This window comes from Pantoea sp. WMus005 (assembly GCF_013415305.1).
Lineage (GTDB): Bacteria > Pseudomonadota > Gammaproteobacteria > Enterobacterales > Enterobacteriaceae > Pantoea > Pantoea rara.
Map to the genome: position 1 here is coordinate 267740 of NZ_JACBXU010000001.1, position 22718 is coordinate 290457.

Sequence of the window (22718 nt, forward strand, 5' to 3'; positions counted from 1 at the left end):
GGTCATTATAAATACAGGCTGCAATGAAAATCATAAATCAAGACTACCATTTTGAATGAATTTTAAATTTTGCTCAAGATGCATCAAATTTGTTGTACTTGGTATTGGGAAAAGATTTGGAGAGTAGTTCAGTAGCCATGATATTTCAGCAGAAACCAGTTGACTATTTTTTGACAAAATATCATTAGTCTTGGCTCCTTCTAAGCACTTTCCAATACCAAAAGGGGCATAAGGTACAAAAGCAATATTATTAGTTTCACACCATTTAATTATCTCATGTGATTCCGTTTGATATAATCTGTTGAATTTATTTTGGATGGCTGCAATTTTTTCTATTTTATTAGCCTCTTCAATCTGTTGTAAGGTAACCTTGGAAAGCCCAATGTTCTTTATTTTACCTTCTTTCTTCATATTAGACAGTTCATTTATCTGGACATAAAGTGGAATTTCCTCATCGATACGATGCAAATAGTATAAATCAATTGCTTCAAGTTTTAATCTAAGCAGACTGCCTTCAAGACACTTTCTAAGATATTTTGGATCTCCATTAGCCTGCCATTCTCCAGGCCCACCTCTTGTGAAACCACCTTTTGTAGCTATCAATAATTTTTCGTTATATGGATAAAAGGCTTTCTTAATTATTTCTTCTGAAACATTAGGTCCATAAGCATCAGCAGTATCAAAATGGTGTATTCCTAACTCTGAAGCTAATCTTAATAAGCTGATTAATTCTCTCTCATTTGAGGGTGGACCCCATATACCAGGACCTGTAATTCTCATAGCACCGTAACCTAACCTACAAACTTTTTTACCTGCTATATTTCCGAAAAAAGAGGTATTCATTCACTTTCCTAATTTTAGAGTTATTTCGCTGTGTAATTTGAAAATTGTTTCTTGATGCTGATTAGATTTGAGCGTTGAAAAAATAAAAGGCATTCTTGTTTTTAAATCATGTAAATGAAAATCTACACTTTTACGAAAATCAAGGTCGCAGTCACGGTCTGGCGCAAGCGGAATTAACGAATCTAATTTGGTTGCAAATAAATATGAATAACATTGTGAATGCTCGATAATGATTTTTTCAATATTTTCTTTTTCCTTGATAATGTGAGATTCTTTTCTAAAGTCCATTGCTGCGTTCCAATACGCAAGTGTATCAAACTCAGGGCGGTCAACAATGATTACCTCAGAATTAACCATTGCTTTCTCCCTTTCCTCTGAGGTTTTATTAATAAACCAAAGTGTTGAACTGTAATCGTGTTTTTTTAATAAAGGCATTCCCAAATTATATGCTGTTTTACCAAATGATGGAACCAACGAAACTCTTATACCAATAGTTGTTAGTGTATCGCTTAAAGCTTTACAAAAAGAGCTTTTACCAGTTGAATGTGCGCCAGCTATACCGATCACTATTTGCATTACCAAAGTTCTCCTTGCTGTGGAAGTATAGGCTTAATTTTTTTTGAAATATTAACTTGGCATACTTCACAAACTTCACTCCAATTTCGAAAACCTGATTTTGATAGTAAATAACTAAATAATTTGGATGTCGCTTTTGCATCATAGCTTGCTCTATGAAAAGAGTTCGATTGATCTCTATAAAAAGATTTCGATTTATGAAAGTGTAATTTTGTAAAGTTTATTAGATTCTCAAGGGAATAGCTGGTAGCTTCCGGCAAAAAATGTTTAGCAAGTTTCATAGTATCAATGATACCCGCAGGTTCCCACTCAGGGATATGCATTTTGATGATGTTATAATCGACTTTAGCATTATGCGCAATAAGCCAGGCTCCATTGAGATGACTATGAACTTCATCTTTTATTTCATCCCAAACGGGGCAGTTTTCTACATCGGAATTTTTTAAACCATGTATCTTAGTTACTATTCTGTTAATAGGGTTAGGTGGTTTGATTAACCAATTGTATATATCTTCTTTTTTCTTAGCCTCTAAATTAGATTTTAGAATTGATATTTCAATTAAATCTGGAGGGCTATGGCCATTACCCTCTGTATCCACAAAAAGTATTGGTTCTGGAGGTAAACTTAATTTCTCATTTTTCATCACTAGTGATCCAGCCTGTCTCAGCTCTGCCATGACGTTTGTAAAAATGGGGTTTATCTATGTCATGAACTTGATATTCAAATGTATGTTGTAAAAAATACCTTTTCTGTTCATCAAGACCTTGAACAATTATAGCTTTATCAGTAATTATGGGGGGAGAAGTAGCACCAAGGTCTTTACACATATTTAATATAGTATCATTATCAGGTTTACGCCATTTTTGCTGGCAGCGAAGAACTTGCATTTTGGGACATATATCACAAATTTCATTAATGCCAAAATGACCATTATAATCAGCTTTTTTATGGACAAATGATATTCCACATGATGTTTTTCTAAAAAACGGAGTAGAATCTGAGTTATGTGAACGGAAAAAATTTAGAATCTTTTTTTCACTATACTCAGGTAGTATCTTTCTACGCATTGTTTTTTGATATAGTTCAGGCAGATTGTTCCTCTTATAATAATCAGAAATTTCATCCCTGTAAAATAGTCCGCTAAAAACTACCGCGTGTGCATGCATGGTTAAATTTTTTATTTTTAACAGATCTTCGTCAGTGTCATTAAGACCTGGAATAATAGGTCTCCAGTAAAGAATGACTTTGTAGTTGACTGAGTTTTTAAATAACATAATTAATGAATCTGAAGCAATTTTGGAATTTACTGGTTCTATTTTTTCATCTTCAATTCCTGAATAAGTAATAAATATAGTTAGTTTGATGTTTTTTAATTCATTGAATCTTTTGCAATCATCTTCTGTTACTTTCCAGCGTGTAATTAATATAACATTGTTCTTTAGACCAAGATTATCTAAAAGATGTAATACATTATGAGTATGCTTTTTTACTTTAGGTAGCATAGGATCAGTCGCCCTATTAAACAACTGAATAGGCGTGATATCTTTCTGGAAATAGATATGATTAATAAGAGATCTAACAGCCATTTCATCACTACATAATGCTTTAGGAACTCTTTGCTCAAAATTTCCAAAAAGGTGTCTAACACAATAGCTACAGTCAAGTGGACAACCAACAATATGGTTCAAACTCAAACCGCTTTTCCTGTACTCTACAATTGATTTCAAGGATTGATTGATTTCTTTAAGTTGGTCGATACTGACTATATCTATGAATTGCTTCATTTTTTTCCTAAATGTTATTATTAAATTATTCTAATGTATATTAATGAGTTTTTTTTTAAATTCAACAAAAATTAGGACTAAGCCCTGTTTCGGTTGGTTAAAAGCCGTTGAGTTGGATAAATTTTTAATTGATATCTTTTGCGCTAATTTCACAATGAATCTCTTTAGTCAAGAGATGTTATAAAAAAAATAGATTCATGATAAATATGCTGCGTGAATGCCTTTAGAAAACAATGTCCACTACATCCCTTCAAAGCCTGTCCCCGTCTACTTAGTATCAACTCATCGACCAGACGAGGAGATACAATTATGAATACAACAACCCCAAGCGCTACACGACTCATCCGCTTACCTGAAGTGCTACATAAAACAGGTTACAAGAAAGCATGGATTTACCGATTGATTTCCGAAAATAGATTCCCTAAACCTATCAAATTAGGTTCGAGAGCTGTGGCCTTTATTGAGGCGGAGATCGATCAGTGGATTTCTGACGCCATTAGCAATTCGAGAACAGCTTCATAGTGAGGCTCCAGACGAACAACATCGACAAAGTGAGGACAATGTGGAAATTAAAGAATTCCTGAAAATTGGAAACCTTTCAAGGCTTGTGAGTCAAAAAACCTTCGATAAGATTTTCGATGCTGAAGCTATCAGGTTATTACCTGTGAATACATTGAGTAAGAGAGCCGTGGCCTGTTTAAGCTATTACCTCGAAGATAGCGAATACAATCCATTCCAAGTTTTACCCGAGTTAAATAAAGATAGTCGAAACTGTATCTATGAAACCATACTGTCAGTGATCAAATGTAATAGGCTACTCAGAAAGTTATCGAAGAAAATCACCCAGAATGAAATTAATATTGCTGTAACAGAGACAGAAAAGGGCGAAAACCATGTATTGCTCTGTAGCTTAAGTGTGCAAAAAGGGATGTTAGACGATTATGTGAAAACAATGCCGGATCTTCTCCCAGATGAAGATTCATTCATGACAGATGACATAAATCTTCTCAAGCTAACGGTTGAAGATATAACAAAAATTTTGCTGGGTGACATGTTGGAAAGAGGAGCATTGGTAGTTCATATGGGAGATGAACTCCGCAGTAAAGCTAAAGTTATCCAAGAGGAATACTGGAATGAGGTAGAAGATATTTACCATGGGAAAACGGCAAGATGAATATTTATTTTAAATCTCATGATTTTAAAAATTGTAAAGTTTTAAGATCAAAAAACATGAAAACTTAACAGAATACTTTCCAAATTAGTTTTTGGCGCCGCTGTATTACTTATGCAATAAGGCTTTATTAGTTTTTATTCTTAAATCGGGTATGACTACCAGGTATATGCTTCCAAACGGTTCATAAGCTCTGGCAATCGTTCCAGAGAAAGGGCAGGGCGATGGACACTTTTAGCGGAAACAACTGCACCAGCGAGGTCGTTTGCAGGATTCTGTTCAATCAATGCATTGTGAACGGCATACCTCATCACCGCCGTAATGCGTTGTTGTAATCGGGAAGCTAATTCATTGTGTCCTGAAGCTTCTGCTTTTTTCAAAGGAACCAATAAATCACGAGTTTTTAGCTCGCTGATATTACGTTTGCCGATGACTGGGAACACATGGGAAACAAGGCTGTTCAAAACAGTTGTTCTATGACTGTCTGACCAGGTTCTGTTACTGGTATGCCATTGTTGTGCAACTTGCTCAAATGTTAGCAAGCCTTTGCTCTCAATCTTTTCTGCTTTGCGCTTCTCACTTGGGTCTACATGGTTTGCAACGAGCTGACGGGCTTCATCTCTTCTTCGTCTGGCTTCTGACAATGAAACCTCTGGATAAACTCCCAGTGCGAGAATTTTCTGTTTACCAGCGAAGCGATACTGAAAACGCCAGTACTTGGAACCACTTGTGGTGATCAACAGGTGCAGACCATTACCGTCGGTCATTTTGACAGGTTTATCAGAAGGCTTTGTATTTCTTACTTTTAACTCTGTGAGCGCCATACTAAAAACCCTCAGATGATGGTATCTGCAATATCGAACTTAACATACCAACATATGTACCAACTAAACAGAGTGGATTTTGAAATACAGCGGTAAACGTCAATGGGCTATTAACGGGAGGTAAGTGTTTGAAGTTAAAGAGTTGACTAGACTTTGAAATACTTAGGTGGGCTAACATTTGGCGTCCCCTGCAGGAATCGAACCTGCAACTAGCCCTTAGGAGGGGCTCGTTATATCCATTTAACTAAGAGGACAGCGGCGTGCAGTATAGCGAAACAGTCCTGAAGATTCACCAGGCTGCCGCGCGTTTGCTCATTCTGCCAGCAATCCCGATATTGCGCTCGCTGCTGTCGCGGGCGAATCGCTGAAATCCGCTCACGCTGAAAATGACGCTTTCCCGCATGCTGCAGCCAGGTTCTCAATGTTACCTATTCAGCCAGCATGCCTGAAGGCAGACAACGCAGTCACATCTGCTCTGTCTGCCTTTGCCGTTTACTCCGCCTCTTCCTTCTCTTCACGCTGGCGGCGTTTCTCCTGCTTCTTCTTATCAGCCTTCGCTTTCGCCACGGCCGCTTCACTCATATCATTACGGATCTGCGCGTGGCTGATCAGCGCAAAAATCAGCGTGCCGCCAGTAATGTTGCCCAGTAAGGTCGGCAGGGCAAAAGGCCAGAAGAATTCATGCCAGCTGATGCTGCCGTTAAACACCAGATAGAGTACTTCCACCGAGCCCACCACGATATGCGCCAGATCGCCCAGCGCAACCAGCCAGGTCATCATCACAATCACCAGTAGTTTGGCGCCGCCCGCCGAGGGAAACATCCAGACCATGGTGGCGATAATCCAGCCGGAAATCACTGCATTGGCAAACATCTCACCGGGGGTGTTTTCCATTACTTTCATACTGATGCTGGTAAAGGCCTGACGGGTGGCCTCGTCAAATATCGGCATCTCATTGAATGCCAGCGCACCCAGTGCCGTGCCGATCAGGTTACCCAGCAACACAATGCCCCATAACCGTAACAGCAGACCCGCATTACCCCAGGTCGGTTTGTGCATTATCGGTAACACGGCTGTTACGGTGTTTTCTGTAAACAGTTGCTGGCGCGCCATAATGACGATAACAAAACCAAAGGTATAACCGAGGTTTTCCAGCAGGAATGCGCCCGGTACGCCATCCAGATGTACATGGAATATCCCCTTAGCCATCAGCGAGGCGCTCATGGATAAGCCGGCCGCAATAGCTGACCAGAGCAGCGCCATGCCGTCGCGCTCCAGCTCCTTTTCGCCGTCCTGGCGAATCTCTTCATGAATTGCAGCAGCGCGGGAGGGTAAAGCCTCTTCATCAACTTCGATGTCAGTGCCCTTGTCCTTCTCTTCGCTCTCTACGTCGTTAGGACCCTGTTCATTATCTGATGAAGGCTTCATATTTTCTCCTGGTGATAGTGCTGTAACGTTATAAGCGTAGCCGTTTTTTATTTGTCGGAAATGTAACGGCCGATGCGAATAAGCGTAACAACGTTTTTCGGAACTGCATTTTTATTCCGACTACTGCTGATACCGCACGAATAATCCCTCACCAGCCAAACTGAGCGCTGGCTCACACTTCGGCCCACAGCAACATTGTGGTAATATCCCGGCCACTTTTAGCTGGTGCGACTCCCCCCTGAATGCTGGAAATCATTACACTCACTTGTGCATACGACGAACGGTCGCTGTTCCAGCGGCTCTCATTTCACGTATCCGCAGGTGACATTGTGCAGATTGAAGGCCCCAATGGTGCCGGTAAGACCTCGTTATTGCGCCTGCTGGCTGGCCTGAGCCGTCCGGAAGAGGGTGAAATACGCTGGCAGCATCAACCGATTCTACGGCAGCGCGAGGCCTGGCATCAGGCGATGCTCTATCTGGGCCATCAACCCGGTGTCAAAGGCGTGCTCACGCCGCTGGAAAATCTGCGCTTTTACCATCCCGATTGCAGGGATGCGCAGATTTTTTCTGCGCTGGAAAGCGTCGATCTCACTGGCGATGAAGAGGTGCCGGTCAGCCGGTTGTCGGCAGGGCAGCAGCGTCGTGTGGCGCTGGCGCGGCTGTGGCTTAGCCAGGCCCGCATCTGGATTCTCGACGAGCCACTGACCGCCATCGACAAAGCGGGCATTGAAAAATTAATGGCGAAATTCGTCAGGCATGCCGATAACGGCGGTGCAGTGATCCTGACCACCCATCAGGATCTGCCTGTAGAGGCAGCGCGGGTGCGTAAAATTCGCCTCGGCGACGTGGAGGCAGACTGATGTTGTTTCGCCTCATCCAGCGTGAACTGCGCATCGCCTTTCGCGGCGGTGCGGATGTCGTTAATCCACTCTGGTTTTTCCTGATCGTCATTACCCTGTTTCCGTTGGGTATCGGACCGGACCCGCAACAGCTGGCGCGCATTGCACCGGGCGTTGCCTGGGTTGCCGCACTGCTTGCGTCGCTGCTGGCGCTGGAGCGGCTGTTTCGTGATGACTTCAGCGATGGCTCGCTGGAGCAGCTGGTGTTGCTGCCGACGCCGCTGCCGGTGACAGTTATCGGCAAGGTGGTGGCGCACTGGCTGGTCACGGGTGTGCCGCTGATTATCCTGTCACCGTTGGCCGCGCTGCTGCTGTCGCTGGATTTTAACGGCTGGCGGGCAATGGCTCTGACGCTGCTGCTCGGCACGCCAACGCTGAGTTTCCTCGGTGCGATTGGCGTGGGTCTGACAGTGGGATTACGGCGCGGCGGCGTGCTGCTGAGCCTGCTGGTATTACCGCTGGCTATTCCGGTATTGATCTTCGCCAGTGCGGCGATGGAGGCGGCCAGTCAGGGGCTTCCGATTGGCGGCTATCTGGCAATTCTCGGCGCTATGCTGGTGGGCAGCGCTACGCTCGCGCCGTTTGCCACGGCCGCGGCGCTAAGAATTACGTTGCAGTAACCGCGCGTAAAAGACGCGGCAACACTCTTTTATCGTTAATGTGAGCATTTGATATGTGGAAAGCGTTACATCAGCTGGCCAGGCCCGAACGGCTCTATCAGTTTTCGGGGCGACTGGTTCCGTGGTTCGCCATCGCCGGACTGGCGGCGTTGCTGCTGGGCTGGGTCTGGGGATTTGGCTTTGCCCCCGCTGACTATCAGCAGGGCGACAGTTTCCGCATCATGTACATTCATGTACCCGCCGCGATGTGGTCGATGGGCATCTATGCTTCGATGGCTATCGCCGCCTTTATCGGCCTGGTGTGGCAGATGAAAATGGCCGATCTGATCTCTGCCGCCATGGCTCCGGTGGGCGCGGTCTTTACCTTTATTGCGCTGGTCACCGGCTCTGCATGGGGCAAGCCGATGTGGGGTACCTGGTGGATCTGGGATGCCCGACTCACGTCAGAGCTGGTGCTGCTGTTCCTCTATATGGGCGTGATTGCGCTTTATCACGCTTTTGATGACCGCCGCACCGCAGGCCGGGCCGCGGGTATTCTGATTCTGGTCGGCGTGGTCAATCTGCCGATCATTCACTTTTCAGTACAGTGGTGGAACACCCTCCATCAGGGCTCGTCAGGCATTCTCCAGCAGGCGATTGCGCCGGTCATGCGCACGCCGCTGCGCTGGGCAATCCTCGGTTATCTGCTGCTGTTTGTCACGCTGACCCTGATGCGGTTGCGCAACCTGATTCTGTTAACCGAACGCCATCGTCCCTGGGCGATTGATGTGGCGAAGCGGGGGGAGCAGGCATGACTCCAGCCTTTTCCTCCTGGCACGCCTTCTTTGCGATGGGAGGCTACGCCTTCTACGTCTGGCTTGCGGTTACCTGCACGTTGCTTCCACTTGTCGGCCTGACGCTGCATACCCTGTTGCTGCGCCGCCGCCTGCTGGCTGAGATCCGCCAGCGCGATGCGCGGGAACGCCGTATCCGGGCGGCGAAATCTAAAAAAGCCGCGGCTGAAGCGGCAGGAGAGACAGTGTGAATACCCGTCGACGCAACCGCCTCTATGCCGCAGTGGCCATTCTGCTCGGCCTCGGCCTGGCCACCGCGCTGGTGATGTATGCACTGCGCTCAAACATCGATCTCTTCTATACCCCTGGCGAAATCCTCTACGGCAAAGGTCAGGCGCACGAGAAGCCTGAAGCGGGACAGCGGCTGCGCGTGGGTGGCATGGTCATGCCGGGCAGTGTCCGGCGCGATCCGAAAACGCTGGCGGTCTCGTTCAAACTTTATGATGCGCGTGGCGTGGTCAGCGTCAGTTTCGAAGGCATCCTGCCAGACCTGTTCCGTGAAGGGCAGGGCGTCGTGGCGCAGGGCGTGCTGGCGGCGGGCAATCAGGTGATCGCCAAAGAAGTGCTGGCAAAACATGATGAGAAATATACGCCGCCGGAGATTGAAGACGCGATGAAGAGTAATCACACCGGCCCGCAGTCGCTTTATCAGGCGGGAAATAAATCATCATGATGCCCGAAATTGGTACCTTTCTGCTCTGTCTGGCGCTGGGTCTCTCTCTGTTGCTGAGCAGCTATCCGCTGTGGGGCGCAGTGCGCCAGGATGCCCGCCTGATGGCGATGGCGCGTCCGCTGGCCAGCGGTCTGTTTGTCTGTATTGCGGCGGCTTTTGCGCTGCTGGTCTGGGCCTTTATCAGTAACGATTTTACCGTTGCCTATGTCGTCACAAACTCCAACAGTCTGCTGCCGGTTTATTATCGCATCGCCGCCACCTGGGGCGCGCATGAAGGATCGTTGCTGTTGTGGGTGTTGCTGCTGAGCACCTGGACACTGGCAGTGGCGATATTCAGTCGCGGTATGCCGCAGGATGCGCTGGCCCGTGTGCTGGCGGTGATGGGAATGATCAATCTCGGCTTCCTGCTGTTTATCCTGCTGACCTCTAATCCGTTTGGCCGCACGCTGCCGGACTTCCCGATAGACGGCCATGACCTGAATCCGATGCTGCAGGATATCGGCCTGATCTTCCATCCACCGCTGCTCTATATGGGTTACGTCGGTTTTTCAGTGGCATTTGCCTTTGCTATTGCCTCACTGATGGCCGGACGACTGGATACCGCCTGGGCACGCTGGTCACGTCCCTGGACGACTGCGGCCTGGGTCTTTCTGACCATCGGTATCGTACTTGGCTCTGCGTGGGCCTATTACGAACTGGGCTGGGGCGGCTGGTGGTTCTGGGATCCGGTTGAAAATGCATCGTTTATGCCATGGCTGGCGGGTACCGCCCTGATGCACTCACTGGCGGTCACTGAAAAGCGTGGCACCTTTAAGGCATGGACCGTGCTGCTGGCGATTACCGCCTTTTCGCTGAGCCTGCTGGGGACGTTCCTGGTGCGATCCGGGGTACTGGTGTCGGTGCATTCCTTTGCTTCCGATCCGGCGCGTGGCATGTTCATCCTCGCGTTTCTGGTGATTGTCATCGGCAGCTCGCTGCTGCTCTACGCCATCAAAGGCGGGCAGGTGCGTGGCCGGGTACAGAATGAAACCTGGTCGCGCGAATCGTTTTTGCTGGGCAATAACGTGCTGCTGATTGCCGCGATGCTGGTGGTCCTGCTCGGCACGCTGTTGCCGCTGATTCACAAGCAACTGGGACTGGGCAGCATTTCGGTGGGCGAGCCGTTCTTCAACACGATGTTCAGCTGGCTGATGGCGCCGTTTGCGCTGTTGATGGGAATCGGTCCGCTGGTGCGCTGGCGTCGCGATGAGCCGCAGAAGCTGGCAAAACGGCTTGCGCTGGCGCTGATCGTGACCCTGGCCTGTTCCGTCATCATTCCCTGGTGGCTGCAGGATCGCATTGAAGCAATGACCGTAGTTGGCCTGCTGATGTCACTCTGGATTATCGTGCTGACGCTGCTGGAACTGCATGAGCGCGCCACCCATCGTCATCCGTTCTTTGCCGGTTTACGTCACCTGTCACGCAGCCACTGGGGCATGGTGCTGGGCCATCTGGGTGTGGGTGTAACGGTGATTGGGATAGCGTTCAGCACGCAGTACAGCGTGGAACGCGATGTAAGGATGAAGGCGGGCGATAGCGTCGATATTCATCACTATCACTTTGTTTTCCGCGGCGTGCAGAATCTGCAGGGGCCTAATTACAGCGGTGGCATGGGCATTATTGATGTGACCCGCAACGGCAAACATGAAGCGACGCTGCAGGCAGAAAAACGCTTTTATACGGCTGCCCGCACCATGATGACCGAAGCAGCGATCGATGGCGGTTTCAGCCGCGATCTCTACGCGGCACTGGGCGAAGAGCTGGAGGATGGTGGCTGGGCCGTGCGCATTTACTACAAACCTTTTGTCCGCTGGATTTGGTTTGGCGGCGCGCTGATGGCGCTGGGCGGGCTCTTCTGCCTGTGTGACCCCCGCTACCGTTCGCGTAAAAAAGCGGAACCGGAGGCGCGGCCATGAACAAGAAAATCCTGTTTATTCCCCTGATGCTGTTTCTGCTGCTGGCGGCGGCGCTGCTGTGGCAGCTGACCCGTAATGCCGATGGTGACGACCCGACCCGTCTCGAATCCGCGCTGATTGGCAAACCGGTGCCGCTGTTCCGGCTGGAAGCACTGGATCAGCCAGGCAAAATCTACGACCAGCGCGTACTGACCGATGGCAAACCGATACTGCTGAACGTCTGGGCGACCTGGTGCCCGACCTGCCGCGCCGAACATCAGTATCTGAATACGCTGGCGGAGCAGGGCATTCGCGTTGTCGGGCTTAACTACAAAGACGATCGTCAAAAAGCAGTGAACTGGCTGAACACACTGGGCAACCCCTACGCGCTGAGCCTTTATGATGGCAACGGCATGCTGGGCCTGGATCTCGGCGTCTATGGCGCGCCGGAAACCTTCCTGATCGACGGTAAAGGGATTATCCGTTATCGCCACGCGGGCGATTTGAATGCGCGCGTCTGGGATCAGGAAGTGAAACCCTTGTGGATGAAATACAGTGCGGAGGCGGGATCATGAGAACGCTGTTACTGCTCTGCGGTCTGCTGTTCAGCATCAACCTGTGGGCGACTATCGACACGCTGCAATTTGACTCGGTGGCGCAGGAAGAGCAATACCGCGATCTGACGGCTTCACTGCGCTGTCCGAAATGCCAGAACAACAGCATCGCCGACTCGAACGCCATGATTGCCGCCGACATGCGGTTGAAAGTCTATCAACTGATGAAGCAGGGGCAGAGTCGCCAGCAGATTGTTGACTACATGGTGGCGCGCTATGGCAACTTCGTCAGCTACTCGCCACCGGTGACGCCTTCAACCGTGATTCTTTGGGCTGGCCCGGCGCTGTTTGCGCTGCTGGGCGGCGTGGTAATCATCCTGCGCAGCCGTCAGCGTAAAACCCGCAGTGAGCTGGATGAAGATGAGCAACAGCGTCTTAATGCGCTACTGAAGTCAGACAGGAAGCCGTAATGAGTGCATTTTGGATCACCCTTTTTCTGTTACTTCTGGCCGCCTGCACACTCTTTCTGGCGTCGGGATGGCGGCAACGTCAGGCCAGCGCAGGCGATCGCGATCGCCTTAATCAGCGTTTCTACCATCAGCGTGTAGAGGAGCTGGCCCAGGATGAAGAGCAGGGCGTTGTCACTGAGCGACCGCTGATGGAGCAGGAATTACAGCAGACGCTGCTGGCAGATATTCCGCCGGCACAGACGATGCAGCCACACAGCAGCAGCCGCTGGATTTTGCTGCCAGGCCTGATCGTGCTGATTGCGGTATCACTGGGGACTTATCTGAAAACCGGAGGACTGGCGCAATTCACCGGCTGGATGCAGGTGCAGCAGGCGTATCCTGAGCTGCGTGCCCGACTGATGGACCCTGGTGCTAAACCGCTTAGCATGGAAGAGCTGGCACGTTTACAGCTCGGATTGCGTACCGCGTTGCAGACTGAACCGGATAATCTGGCCGACTGGACGATGCTTGGGCGGCTCGGCATGGTGCTGAATAATGCGGAGATCGCCAGCCAGGCGTTTGAGCATGCCTTACAGCTGGCCCCCAACGATCTGGCGCTGAAGCAGGATTATGCAGAAGTCCTGACGCGATCCCCTGATCCGCAGGATAACCGTCAGGCGTCACTGCTGCTGCAATCATTGCTGAAAGCCGATCCGCAAAATCTGCGGACGCTGAGCCTGCTGGCATTTAATGCCTATGGCCAGCAGCAATACGATCAGGCTATCGACGCATGGCAGACTCTTTTAAGACTGTTGCCTGCCGATGATAAGCGGCACGCGATGATCGCCCGCAGCATTGAAAAGGCAAAAAGTGAGGCAGGGCAGCAGAGTCGTCAGCTGGCACTGACCGTGACGCTGACACCAAAGGCAGAAAAAATGTTACCGCCGGACGGAGTGTTGTATATTTCGGTTTCTGACGGAAATTCACCCGTGCCGGTGGCGGTTAAGCGGATGCCGCTTAGCCACTTCCCGCTGTCGCTGACGCTGGATGACAGTAACGCCATGATGCCGGATCGTCTGCTTTCGGCGCAGCATCAGGTGGAGGTTCGGGTGCGAATCTCCCGCGATGGCAGCGCCAATCCGCAGCCGGGTGACTGGCTGGGGCTGAGCGCCGTAACGCCCTGGGATGGGCATCAGTCAATCGCGGTAGAGATCAATAAGCAGCTTCCCTGAACGTAAAAATTGATAACGTTAATAATGATGCGTGCCATTGCCTCCTGCCTCTGGCACAAAGTCAGCTATGCTCATCGGGTAAGCCGGTTCGACACCGGGCTGTGACCTGAACGATGGGTAGACCTTTTTCATCCGCACAGGGAGATTGGAATGAATTATCGCCTGACCAGCCTGGCTGTGGCCAGCGTCCTTCTGGTGGGTTGTGCCAGTTCAAAGCCGGCGAATAGCGATCCTGCTCAGCGCAGCGATCCGTTCGAAGGCTTTAACCGCACGATGTTTAACTTTAACTATAACGTGCTGGATCCGTATGTATTGCGTCCGGTCGCTGTGGCCTGGCGTGATTATGTGCCGGTCCCGGCCCGCACCGGCCTGAGCAATTTCCTCGGCAACCTGGAAGAGCCTGCCAGCATGGTCAATGCCATCCTGGTCGGTGACGGACGTGACGCGGGTATTCACTTCACCCGTTTCTTCCTGAACAGCGTGCTGGGTCTGGGCGGTTTCATTGACGTTGCTGGTAAAGCGAATCCGGAACTGGCGCGTGAAGAACCGCACCGTTTCGGGACGACGCTGGGCCATTACGGCGTTGGCTATGGCCCTTATGTTGAACTGCCCGCTTACGGCAGCTTCACGGTGCGTCAGGATGGCGGCGACTACGTTGATACCCTCTATCCCATCCTCGGCTGGCTGACCTGGCCGATGTCGATCGGTAAGTGGACGCTTGAAGGCATCGAGACCCGCGCGCAGCTGCTGGATTCCGATGCGATCCTGAAACAGCAGAGCGATCCGTACGCCTTTATCCGTAATGCCTACTTCCAGCGTCACGACTTCCTGGCGCGCGGCGGTAAGCTCAAGCCGGAAGACAATCCTAACGCCGCCGCGATTCAGGATGACCTGAAAGATATCGACGCGCAGTAAATGCATGCTCTCTGAGCCAGCCAGCGATACGCAGCCACGAAAAAGGGCGACTCACTTGAGTCGCCCTTTTTGATCCTGCTCGCCAGTCAGAACTTGTAGTTAAAGTTCGCGCCGTAGAGCCAGGCTTTGCCTTCAGAGGTAAAGGTATAAGGACCTTCTTTCACCGTTACTTTCTGACCATGCATATAAGAAACACCTAAATCGACCGAAGCATCATCGTTAAAGGCATAAGAGGTACCGGCACTCAGCCATAAACGATCCTGGTCAGGAATAGAGATTGAACGCTTATCAGCCGGCACCGGGCTGTCATCAAACGCAATACCGGTACGGAACGTCCAGTTCTTGTCGTAGGAATAGGTGGTGCCCAGCGCGATGCGGTATGCATCGTGGAAGCTTTCATCTTTATAGAACAGCGTCTGGCCGTTTGAACCGGTGGCTTTCAGCTCCTGGAACTGGCTCCAGCTGGTGTACGCCATGCTGTAGTGAACCGCCCACTGCGGTGCCACTTTATGCCAGCCCGACACTTCCCACATCTCTGGCAGATTCAGAGTTAACGCGCCCGGAACGGTAGTGCCGTTGGTGCCAAAAGGTACGCCTGACACTTGCGGATTATTCACCGCATTCAGCCGGGAGGAGAGATTACTTTTGTAATCGCCATCGAAATCGACTTTCACTTCTGAACGATAGGTAAAGCCGAAGCGGTTATTTTCATCCACTTCATACAGGATGCCAGCATTCCAGCCGTAGCCCCATTCATCACCTTTCAGATGAGCCACCTGGGTATCAGCCGGAACCCCCAGCCTTGCACCTGACTCACCCGCATAGCGTTCAATCTTGGCTTTGGCATAAACGGCATCAAAACCGACACCCACACTAAAATGTTCATTAAAGCGGTAGGCGGTACTGAGATTTAAATTGCCGGTCATCAGGTCGGTTTTACCGCCATAGCCGCCTGCGGTATAACCATTATTAAACTCTGTTGCTAAGCCGTAATTTGACGTTGCGGACGCCCCAATCCACCACTGATCGTTGATAGGCTGAACGTAATGAATATTGGGGACCCACTGATTCGGGGCAATATTATTGGCATCCAGACTGCGGCCACTGGGACTGCGACCACTGATGTTGACATCCGGCGCAATATACACTGCCCCGAGTGAAAATTCCGGGCGATCCATTAACGCCATCGTGGCCGGGTTACGGCTGGCTGACGCCGCCGTATCACCCATTGCCCCTTCGCCTGAATATGCGCGACCTAAACCAATCGTTGAGAATTCATTTAACTGAAATCCAGCTGCGTAAACGTGTGAAGAGACAAGCGCCACTGCAGCCGCCACGGCTGACTTTGCAAACAGGTTTTTATGGTTCATGACCACAACCTCATGTGAATTATTATTTAACGCTATAACGTCGCGTAACAAAGGACGGCGGATTGTAGGGACTGATGTAAAGCGCACATATCAGACCAGTGCGGAGAGTATAGGTCCGACCTGTGTGCATGTTGCAATATTGTTTTTAAAATATTTCAGGGTTGATCGCTTAAAATTCGATCTGCTTAACAAAACAGCCCCGATTCTGCACAGCATACCGATTCCAGTTTGTTCTGGATCAATTTTTATTGTGATATTCGTCACTTAGCGCCATGCGCGTGGCGCATTTTTCAGCGAGCAGGTAAAATTTCGACGATAAAATCGCGTAACCCGCCAGATTACTGGTCAGGAGAATGAAATGACTGATGCCATTAAAAAATGCAGTGCGACCGAAACCGCAGCCTGTTGTTGTGTTGATGTGGGCACAGTAATGGATAACACCGATTGCACCGCAAGCTGGTCGGAGTGGTTTGTTCAGCGTGCGGATGCTGAAACTAAATTAGCGCAACTCACCCAGCGCGCGCGTGAGGTTGAGTCAGAACCTTGCCTGATTGAATCGCGCTTCAGCGAAGTGAATCAGGGTGTACAGCTGGATATCGATTTCACCTTCAGCTGCCAGGCTGAAACCATGATTTTTCAGCTCGGTTTGCGTTAAGTCCCAAAGCGCTGCGTTAATGCGGCGTTTTTCATTTTCGTGTTTCCCTTCGCACTTTTTCCCTTCCGATATTGGCGGCTCACCCGCTTGTGGTTAACACTGATCAGGTCAGACCTCTTCAGGCAATGATGCCACAGTCCCAGCCACAGGTGAGAACAATGAGCAAAGCGCAGCCGCTGCTGACGCGTGATGGTGAACGCATCGCAATAACCCACGGGTTACGCACCCCTTTCTTGCGCCAGGCGACCGGCTTTCATGGCATTCCCGCCATTGAGCTGGGACGTATGGTGGTCAGCGAATTAATGGCGCGCAGTGAACTTCCCGCTGAGGTGATCGAGCAACTGGTCTTTGGTCAGGTCGTGCAGATGCCGGAAGCACCGAACATTGCGCGTGAAATTGTATTAAGCAGCGGACTGAGTGTGAACACCGACGCTTACAGCGTCAGCCGTGCCTGCGCCACCAGTTTTCAGGCGGTAGCGAATGTGGCAGAAAGTCTGATGGCGGGCACCATCTCTGCGGGCATGGCCGGCGGCGCGGACTCCTCTTCAGTGCTGCCAATCGGCGTCAGTAAAACGCTGGCTCGCGCGCTGGTGGATCTCAACAAAGCCCGCAGCTTTGGGCAGAAACTGCACATCCTGCGACGTCTGCGCCCGCGCGATCTGCTGCCAGTGCCACCCGCAGTGGCGGAGTATTCGACCGGCCTGCGCATGGGCGATACGGCAGAGCAGATGGCCAAGAGTCACGGCATCACCCGTGAGGCACAGGATGCGCTGGCGCTGCGCTCCCATCAACATGCCGCCAGAGCCTGGCAATCCGGCGTACTGAATCAGGAAGTGATTGCAGCCTTTGTGCCGCCGTGGAAAACCGCTATCGATCAGGACAATAACGTTCGCATAGACGCCAAAGCGGAGGATTACGCCCGACTGCGTCCGGCGTTTGATCGCCAGCACGGTAGTGTCACTGCGGCCAACAGTACGCCACTTACCGACGGCGCGGCTGCCGTGATTCTGATGCGCGAAGGCCGCGCTCGTGAACTGGGTATCAGACCGCTGGGTTATCTGCGCAGCTATGCCTTTACCGCGATTGGGGTGCAACAGGATATGCTGCTGGGCCCGGCGTATGCTTCACCGCTGGCACTGGATCGCGCTGGCGTAACCCTGGCCGATCTGACGTTGATCGATATGCATGAAGCGTTTGCCGCCCAGACGCTGAGCAATCTGCACATGTTTCGCGACGAGCGCTTTGCCCGCGAGGTGCTGAATCGTCCGCATGCGCTGGGCGAAGTGAATGAAGAGCGCTTTAACGTGCTGGGCGGTTCAATCGCCTATGGTCATCCTTTTGCCGCCACGGGCGCGCGCATGATCACCCAGACGCTAAATGAATTACGCCGTCGCGGTGGCGGGTTAGGACTGGTCACCGCCTGCGCAGCAGGTGGTCTGGGTGCGGCAATGATTCTGGAGGCCGAATAATGGAGCAAAATGCGTTTCATCTGAAGATGCGACTGGATCACGTCGGCATCATTACGATCGATGTCCCTGGCGAGAAGATGAACACCCTGAAAGCGGAATTTGCTGCGCAGATCACCGACATTATTGCGGAGGCGCGGCGCGACCCGCAGCTGGCGGGCCTGGTGTTGATCTCCGGCAAACCGGACAACTTCATCGCTGGCGCGGACATCAGTATGATCGATCGCTGTCAGAGTGCGCAGGAAGCCGAAGCGCTGGCAAAGCAGGGTCAGGAAGTGATGGCTGCGATCGATGCGCTGCCTTTCCCGGTGGTTGCGGCTATCCACGGTGCCTGTCTGGGTGGCGGGCTGGAGCTGGCGCTGGCCTGTGATGCACGTATCTGCTCGCTGGATGAGAAAACCCGGCTGGGATTGCCGGAGGTGCAGCTCGGCTTGCTGCCAGGCTCTGGCGGCACTCAGCGGCTGCCACGCTTAATCGGTGTGCAGCAGGCGCTGCCGCTGATTCTGACCGGCAAAACGCTGCGGGCTAAACAGGCACGTAAGCTGGGTGTAGTGGATGACGCGGTGCCGCAGGCGATTCTTCTGGAGACCGCCATCGCCCGGGTGAAAAAGGGCAAGGTCAGTGGAAGAACGCTGCCGCTGCGCGATCGTCTGCTGCACGGTCCGGTGGGTCGTCAGGCACTGTTTGCGCTGGCGACCCGTCAGACAGCCGCCAAAACACAGGGTAACTATCCGGCAGCAAATCGCATTATTGAGGTGGTGCGCACTGGTCTGGAACAGGGAAGCCGGGCCGGACACGACGCTGAAGCGCGTGCCTTCGGTGAACTGGCGATGACGCCAGAATCGGTTGCGCTACGCGGGATCTTTTTCGCCACTACAGCGATGAAAAAGGAGCGGGGCGGTGAAGCGGAACCCGCCACAATTAAGAGCGTCGCTATTCTCGGCGGTGGCCTGATGGGCGGCGGCATCGCCAGCGTCACCGCAATCAACGCGGGCTTGCCGGTGCGCATCAAGGATATCAGCCTGGAAGGGGTAAACCATGCGCTCAAAAGCAGCTGGGAACTGCTGAGTAAAAAAGTCAGACGACGTCAGCTGACGCCGGCACAGCGGCAGCAGCAGATGGCACGTATCACAGGCGGGACGGATTATCAGGGCTTTTCACAGCGCGACGTTGTGATTGAAGCCGTATTCGAAGACTTAACGCTAAAGCAGCAGATGGTCAGCGAAGTGGAGGCACACTGTCAGCCGCACACGCTGTTTGCCTCGAACACCTCTTCATTGCCGATTGAAGAGATCGCCGCCAAAGCGCAGCGTCCGGAAAACGTCATCGGCCTGCACTATTTCAGTCCGGTCGATAAAATGCCGCTGGTGGAAGTGATCCCCCATATGAACACCTCCACCGCAACGGTGGTGACGACTGTGGCGCTGGCGCGCAACCAGGGCAAAACCCCGATTGTGGTGGCGGACAAGCCGGGTTTCTATGTTAACCGCATTCTGACGCCCTATATAAATGAAGCGATGCGTTGCCTGCTTGAGGGCGAGCCAATTGACCATATTGATCGGGCGCTGGTGAAGTTTGGTTTTCCGGTCGGCCCGATTCAGCTGCTGGATGAGGTCGGCATTGACGTCGGCAGCAAAATCAGTCCCATACTCCATCAGGCCTATGGCGAACGCTTTGCCGCGCCAGCCGCTTTTGATGCGGTACTGAAAGATGGCCGCAAGGGGCGTAAAAACAGCAAAGGCTTTTATCGCTATGACCAGCCGCGCTGGCAGCGTAAAAAACCTGACGCTTCGTTGTACACATTGCTGAGGATCACGCCGCAGGCCAGGCAGAGTGAAGCGCAGATTGCTGAACGCTGCGTAATGATGATGCTGAATGAGGCGGCCCGCTGTCTTGATGAGCAGGTGATTCGCTGCGCGCGCGATGGCGATATCGGTGCGGTGTTTGGCATCGGTTTTCCGCCATTTTTGGGCGGTCCGTTCCACTACATCGACAAACTGGGGGCGGCAGACGTCGTCAACAGATTAACCCGGCTTACGCAGCAACATGGGGAACGTTTTGCTCCCTGTGAAGCGCTGATTGAGGCGGCCAAAAAATAGACGAAATTTTACATTTCTGCTGAAAATGGAATAACCAATCCGATTCAGCGGCTTAGAAAAAGGCTGCCAGAGTGTGCGGCGCAGCATGATTCTGAGAAGTGCTTATTTAATAAACAACCGGTTGACTATACTGAAGCCATTAGGGTAAAACACAGCGTTCATTCGCAGAGTGAAGAGTCAGGCGCTACGCGTCGGGCGATGTCGACAAACAACAGCGGTGCTTTATGCAAGTTTTTATCATGCGTCACGGCGATGCGGCTCTGGAAGCAGCCAGTGATTCAGTCAGGCCTTTGACCTTATGTGGCTGTAATGAATCACGTCAGATGGCCAACTGGCTTAACAGTCAGACGCCGGACATTGAGCGAGTTCTGGTGAGTCCCTATTTACGCGCGCAGCAAACGCTGGCAACCGTGCGTGAAGCTTTTCCCCTGCCGGAAGGCCAGGACGTTCTGCCGGAGTTAACGCCGGGCGGCGATGCTGAAATGGTGGGGTGCTATCTGCAGGCCCTGGCGAATGAAGGCGTGAAATCGGCTCTGGTGATCTCACATCTGCCGTTGGTGGGGTATTTAGTCTCGGAACTGTGCCCGCAGGAAGCACCGCCAATGTTTGCCACTTCCGCTATTGCCTGCGTGGAATTCGATCCCGCGGCAAGTGCCGGTAAACTGCTGTGGCAGGTCAGTCCCAAAAAACTGGCTAAAGCAATCTGACATCTGTGGGCCGATTATTCCGGCCCCTCTCCTAAGGCAACTCAGGCGGTTGCCACTCCTCAATCTCAATCAAAACTAGCAGCGCGGCGTCACCGCCAAACATCTTTGGTGCCTGATGAAAAGCCATCACCCACGGATGCTGGGCCAGCCACAGCGGCGTCTGCTGTTTCAGGATATGCTTTCCATGACCGGTCATAACGCTGGCGCAGAACAGATGTTCACGGCGGCAGGCGGCGATCAATGCCCCCAGTTCCTGCTTGGCCTGCTGCTGCGTTAAACCGTGCAGATCGAGGAAAATCTCCGGCGTATAGTCGCCACGACGCAATTTTTTCAGCTCAAAGTGGCTGACATCGGCGCGTACGTAACGGGTAGCGCCTTCGGTTGAGAGCAGCGGCTGAAACTCATCCGAAAAGTAGTGACTATTATCCGCCTGCTCTGAAAGCAGACGCTTTACCGGGATCTGGCGGGTTTTCACCGGCGCTTTGTGGACAAAGGTGTCCTGTTTTAACTGCCGCGTTCCCGTCATTAACTGGCGAAATAGCGCTTGATCATCCGGGCTTAGTGGCGTTTTTTTACTCATGGCAGGTCAGTCATATCAGAAAAGGCTGTCACACAGCAGAGCCGCTACCTTACCGTTAAGTGTCATTAAATGTCAGCTTTTTCACCTCGCTGCGCTGAATTCTCCCCGGCTTCATGGCACACTACTGGCCGATTTAGCAAAAGGCCTGCGGAGGGCTACGTGGACAAAATTTTCGTCGATGAGGCAGTGAATGAACTGCACACCATTCAGGACATGCTGCGCTGGGCGGTCAGCCGCTTTTCCGCTGCCGGAATCTGGTACGGACATGGCACAGATAATCCCTGGGACGAAGCCGTTCAACTGGTCCTGCCGTCACTCTGGCTGCCGCTGGATATTCCGGAAGATATGCGCAGTGCGCGTCTGACCGCCAGCGAACGTCTGCTGATCGTTGAGCGCGTTATCCGTCGCGTCAACGAGCGCATTCCGGTCGCCTATCTGACCAATAAAGCCTGGTTCTGCGGCCACGAATTCTTTGTGGATGAGCGCGTGCTGGTACCACGCTCACCGATTGGCGAACTGATTGAGAACCGCTTTGCCGGTCTGGTCAGCACGCCGCCCCGTCATATCCTTGATATGTGTACCGGCAGCGGCTGCATCGCGATTGCCTGCGCCTATGCCTTCCCGGAAGCGGAAGTGGACGCCGTGGATATTTCCACCGGTGCGCTGGCCGTCGCCGAGCAAAACATTGAAGAGCATGGATTGATTCATCAGGTGACGCCGATTCGTGCTGACCTGTTCCGCGAACTGCCACAGCTGAAATACGATCTGATCGTCACGAATCCGCCGTATGTTGATGCGGAAGACATGGATGATCTGCCAAACGAATATCGCCACGAACCTGAGCTGGGTCTGGCGGCAGGCAGCGATGGCCTGAAGCTGGTGCGCCGTATTCTGGCCTGTGCACCGGATTATCTCAGCGAGCAGGGCGTCCTGGTCTGCGAAGTGGGCAACAGCATGGTGCACATGATCGAGCAGTATCCCGATGTGCCCTTTACCTGGCTGGAATTCGACAACGGCGGTGACGGCGTCTTTACGCTGACGCGCCAGCAGATTGTCGACGCACAACACCATTTCTCTTTTTATAAAGACTAAAAGTGGGGCGAAG

24 protein-coding genes, 1 tRNA gene and 1 pseudogene are annotated in these 22718 nt (G+C 51.6%); 17 read left to right on the top strand and 9 right to left on the bottom strand.

Annotated features, from left to right (window positions below):
• Positions 1–30: 30 nt before the first annotated feature.
• Genes HZZ01_RS01240 through HZZ01_RS01255 form a run of 4 tightly spaced genes read right to left on the bottom strand, consistent with a single transcriptional unit; the run spans position 31 to position 3204 of the window.
• Entirely contained in the window at positions 31–843 is an 813-nt protein-coding gene (locus HZZ01_RS01240; protein ID WP_179895168.1) for an aldo/keto reductase, read from the bottom strand.
• On the bottom strand, positions 844–1419 hold the full coding sequence (locus HZZ01_RS01245; RefSeq protein ID WP_179895169.1) for an AAA family ATPase: 576 nt from the start codon (positions 1417–1419) through the stop codon (positions 844–846). It abuts the gene before it with no gap.
• Positions 1419–2063 (bottom strand): 3'-5' exonuclease, encoded by a 645-nt coding sequence (locus tag HZZ01_RS01250; RefSeq protein ID WP_179895170.1) that lies wholly within the window; start codon positions 2061–2063, stop codon positions 1419–1421. The genes HZZ01_RS01245 and HZZ01_RS01250 overlap by 1 nt, the downstream gene beginning before the upstream one ends.
• Entirely contained in the window at positions 2053–3204 is a 1152-nt protein-coding gene (locus HZZ01_RS01255; RefSeq protein ID WP_179895171.1) for a radical SAM protein, read from the bottom strand. The genes HZZ01_RS01250 and HZZ01_RS01255 overlap by 11 nt, the downstream gene beginning before the upstream one ends.
• Before the next feature lie 309 nt (positions 3205–3513).
• Between HZZ01_RS01255 and HZZ01_RS01260 the strand changes: the two genes are divergently transcribed.
• Positions 3514–3726 carry an AlpA family transcriptional regulator gene (locus tag HZZ01_RS01260; protein ID WP_072123995.1) on the top strand — a complete coding sequence of 71 codons (213 nt, stop codon included), beginning with the start codon at positions 3514–3516 and terminating at the stop codon, positions 3724–3726.
• A 40-nt stretch (positions 3727–3766) separates the two neighbouring features.
• Positions 3767–4378, top strand: a complete 612-nt coding sequence (locus HZZ01_RS01265) for a hypothetical protein (RefSeq protein ID WP_179895172.1) — start codon at positions 3767–3769, stop codon at positions 4376–4378.
• Between the two features lie 164 nt (positions 4379–4542).
• On the opposite strand, the pseudogene HZZ01_RS01270 reads toward HZZ01_RS01265, so the two are convergent.
• From HZZ01_RS01270 to HZZ01_RS01280, 3 genes and pseudogenes are all read right to left on the bottom strand, one after another.
• Positions 4543–5199: pseudogene (locus tag HZZ01_RS01270) on the bottom strand (tyrosine-type recombinase/integrase); the annotation flags it as partial.
• Between the two features lie 179 nt (positions 5200–5378).
• Positions 5379–5453 (bottom strand) — tRNA-Arg (locus HZZ01_RS01275).
• Between the two features lie 238 nt (positions 5454–5691).
• A complete protein-coding gene (locus HZZ01_RS01280; RefSeq protein WP_179895173.1) occupies positions 5692–6627 on the bottom strand; it encodes a formate/nitrite transporter family protein in 936 nt (311 codons plus the stop codon).
• A 242-nt stretch (positions 6628–6869) separates the two neighbouring features.
• Between HZZ01_RS01280 and ccmA the strand changes: the two genes are divergently transcribed.
• The 10 genes from ccmA to mlaA all read left to right on the top strand — a co-directional run bounded on the left by ccmA (position 6870) and on the right by mlaA (position 14736).
• The gene (gene ccmA / locus HZZ01_RS01285) at positions 6870–7487 is read left to right on the top strand and encodes a cytochrome c biogenesis heme-transporting ATPase CcmA (RefSeq protein WP_179895174.1); all 618 of its coding nucleotides are present in this window, start codon (positions 6870–6872) and stop codon (positions 7485–7487) included.
• A complete protein-coding gene (gene ccmB / locus HZZ01_RS01290) occupies positions 7487–8146 on the top strand; it encodes a heme exporter protein CcmB (RefSeq protein ID WP_003853097.1) in 660 nt (219 codons plus the stop codon). The genes ccmA and ccmB overlap by 1 nt, the downstream gene beginning before the upstream one ends.
• Before the next feature lie 53 nt (positions 8147–8199).
• The gene (locus HZZ01_RS01295) at positions 8200–8940 is read left to right on the top strand and encodes a heme ABC transporter permease (RefSeq protein WP_179895175.1); all 741 of its coding nucleotides are present in this window, start codon (positions 8200–8202) and stop codon (positions 8938–8940) included.
• Positions 8937–9170: a heme exporter protein CcmD gene (gene ccmD / locus HZZ01_RS01300; protein ID WP_179895176.1), complete on the top strand. Its 234-nt coding sequence runs from the start codon at positions 8937–8939 to the stop codon at positions 9168–9170. The genes HZZ01_RS01295 and ccmD overlap by 4 nt, the downstream gene beginning before the upstream one ends.
• The gene (gene ccmE / locus HZZ01_RS01305; protein ID WP_179895177.1) at positions 9167–9652 is read left to right on the top strand and encodes a cytochrome c maturation protein CcmE; all 486 of its coding nucleotides are present in this window, start codon (positions 9167–9169) and stop codon (positions 9650–9652) included. The genes ccmD and ccmE overlap by 4 nt, the downstream gene beginning before the upstream one ends.
• A complete protein-coding gene (locus HZZ01_RS01310) occupies positions 9649–11607 on the top strand; it encodes a heme lyase CcmF/NrfE family subunit (RefSeq protein WP_179895178.1) in 1959 nt (652 codons plus the stop codon). Before ccmE ends, HZZ01_RS01310 begins: the two co-directional genes overlap by 4 nt.
• Positions 11604–12161, top strand: a complete 558-nt coding sequence (locus tag HZZ01_RS01315; protein ID WP_179895179.1) for a DsbE family thiol:disulfide interchange protein — start codon at positions 11604–11606, stop codon at positions 12159–12161. Before HZZ01_RS01310 ends, HZZ01_RS01315 begins: the two co-directional genes overlap by 4 nt.
• The gene (locus HZZ01_RS01320) at positions 12158–12610 is read left to right on the top strand and encodes a cytochrome c-type biogenesis protein (protein WP_179895180.1); all 453 of its coding nucleotides are present in this window, start codon (positions 12158–12160) and stop codon (positions 12608–12610) included. The genes HZZ01_RS01315 and HZZ01_RS01320 overlap by 4 nt, the downstream gene beginning before the upstream one ends.
• On the top strand, positions 12610–13821 hold the full coding sequence (ccmI, locus tag HZZ01_RS01325) for a c-type cytochrome biogenesis protein CcmI (RefSeq protein ID WP_179895181.1): 1212 nt from the start codon (positions 12610–12612) through the stop codon (positions 13819–13821). The genes HZZ01_RS01320 and ccmI overlap by 1 nt, the downstream gene beginning before the upstream one ends.
• Before the next feature lie 150 nt (positions 13822–13971).
• Positions 13972–14736, top strand: coding sequence for a phospholipid-binding lipoprotein MlaA (mlaA, locus tag HZZ01_RS01330; RefSeq protein WP_179895182.1), 765 nt, complete (start codon positions 13972–13974; stop codon positions 14734–14736).
• An 86-nt stretch (positions 14737–14822) separates the two neighbouring features.
• On the opposite strand, the gene fadL is transcribed toward mlaA, so the two are convergent.
• Positions 14823–16106, bottom strand: coding sequence for a long-chain fatty acid transporter FadL (fadL, locus tag HZZ01_RS01335; protein WP_179895183.1), 1284 nt, complete (start codon positions 16104–16106; stop codon positions 14823–14825).
• 358 nt (positions 16107–16464) lie between these two features.
• Here fadL and HZZ01_RS01340 point away from each other — a divergent pair, with 358 nt between their 5' ends.
• From HZZ01_RS01340 to sixA, 4 genes are all read left to right on the top strand, one after another.
• A complete protein-coding gene (locus HZZ01_RS01340; protein WP_179895184.1) occupies positions 16465–16761 on the top strand; it encodes a YfcZ/YiiS family protein in 297 nt (98 codons plus the stop codon).
• A gap of 158 nt (positions 16762–16919) precedes the next feature.
• Positions 16920–18230 (top strand): acetyl-CoA C-acyltransferase FadI, encoded by a 1311-nt coding sequence (fadI, locus tag HZZ01_RS01345; RefSeq protein ID WP_179895185.1) that lies wholly within the window; start codon positions 16920–16922, stop codon positions 18228–18230.
• Positions 18230–20326: a fatty acid oxidation complex subunit alpha FadJ gene (fadJ, locus tag HZZ01_RS01350; protein ID WP_179895186.1), complete on the top strand. Its 2097-nt coding sequence runs from the start codon at positions 18230–18232 to the stop codon at positions 20324–20326. The genes fadI and fadJ overlap by 1 nt, the downstream gene beginning before the upstream one ends.
• A gap of 224 nt (positions 20327–20550) precedes the next feature.
• Positions 20551–21033, top strand: coding sequence for a phosphohistidine phosphatase SixA (gene sixA / locus HZZ01_RS01355; RefSeq protein WP_179895187.1), 483 nt, complete (start codon positions 20551–20553; stop codon positions 21031–21033).
• A 31-nt stretch (positions 21034–21064) separates the two neighbouring features.
• Here sixA and smrB read toward each other — a convergent pair whose 3' ends face one another.
• Positions 21065–21613, bottom strand: a complete 549-nt coding sequence (gene smrB, locus HZZ01_RS01360) for an endonuclease SmrB (RefSeq protein WP_031590577.1) — start codon at positions 21611–21613, stop codon at positions 21065–21067.
• A gap of 159 nt (positions 21614–21772) precedes the next feature.
• On the opposite strand from smrB, the gene prmB reads away from it, so the two are divergent.
• Positions 21773–22705 carry a 50S ribosomal protein L3 N(5)-glutamine methyltransferase gene (gene prmB, locus HZZ01_RS01365; protein WP_033783751.1) on the top strand — a complete coding sequence of 311 codons (933 nt, stop codon included), beginning with the start codon at positions 21773–21775 and terminating at the stop codon, positions 22703–22705.
• The last annotated feature ends 13 nt before the right edge of the window (positions 22706–22718 follow it).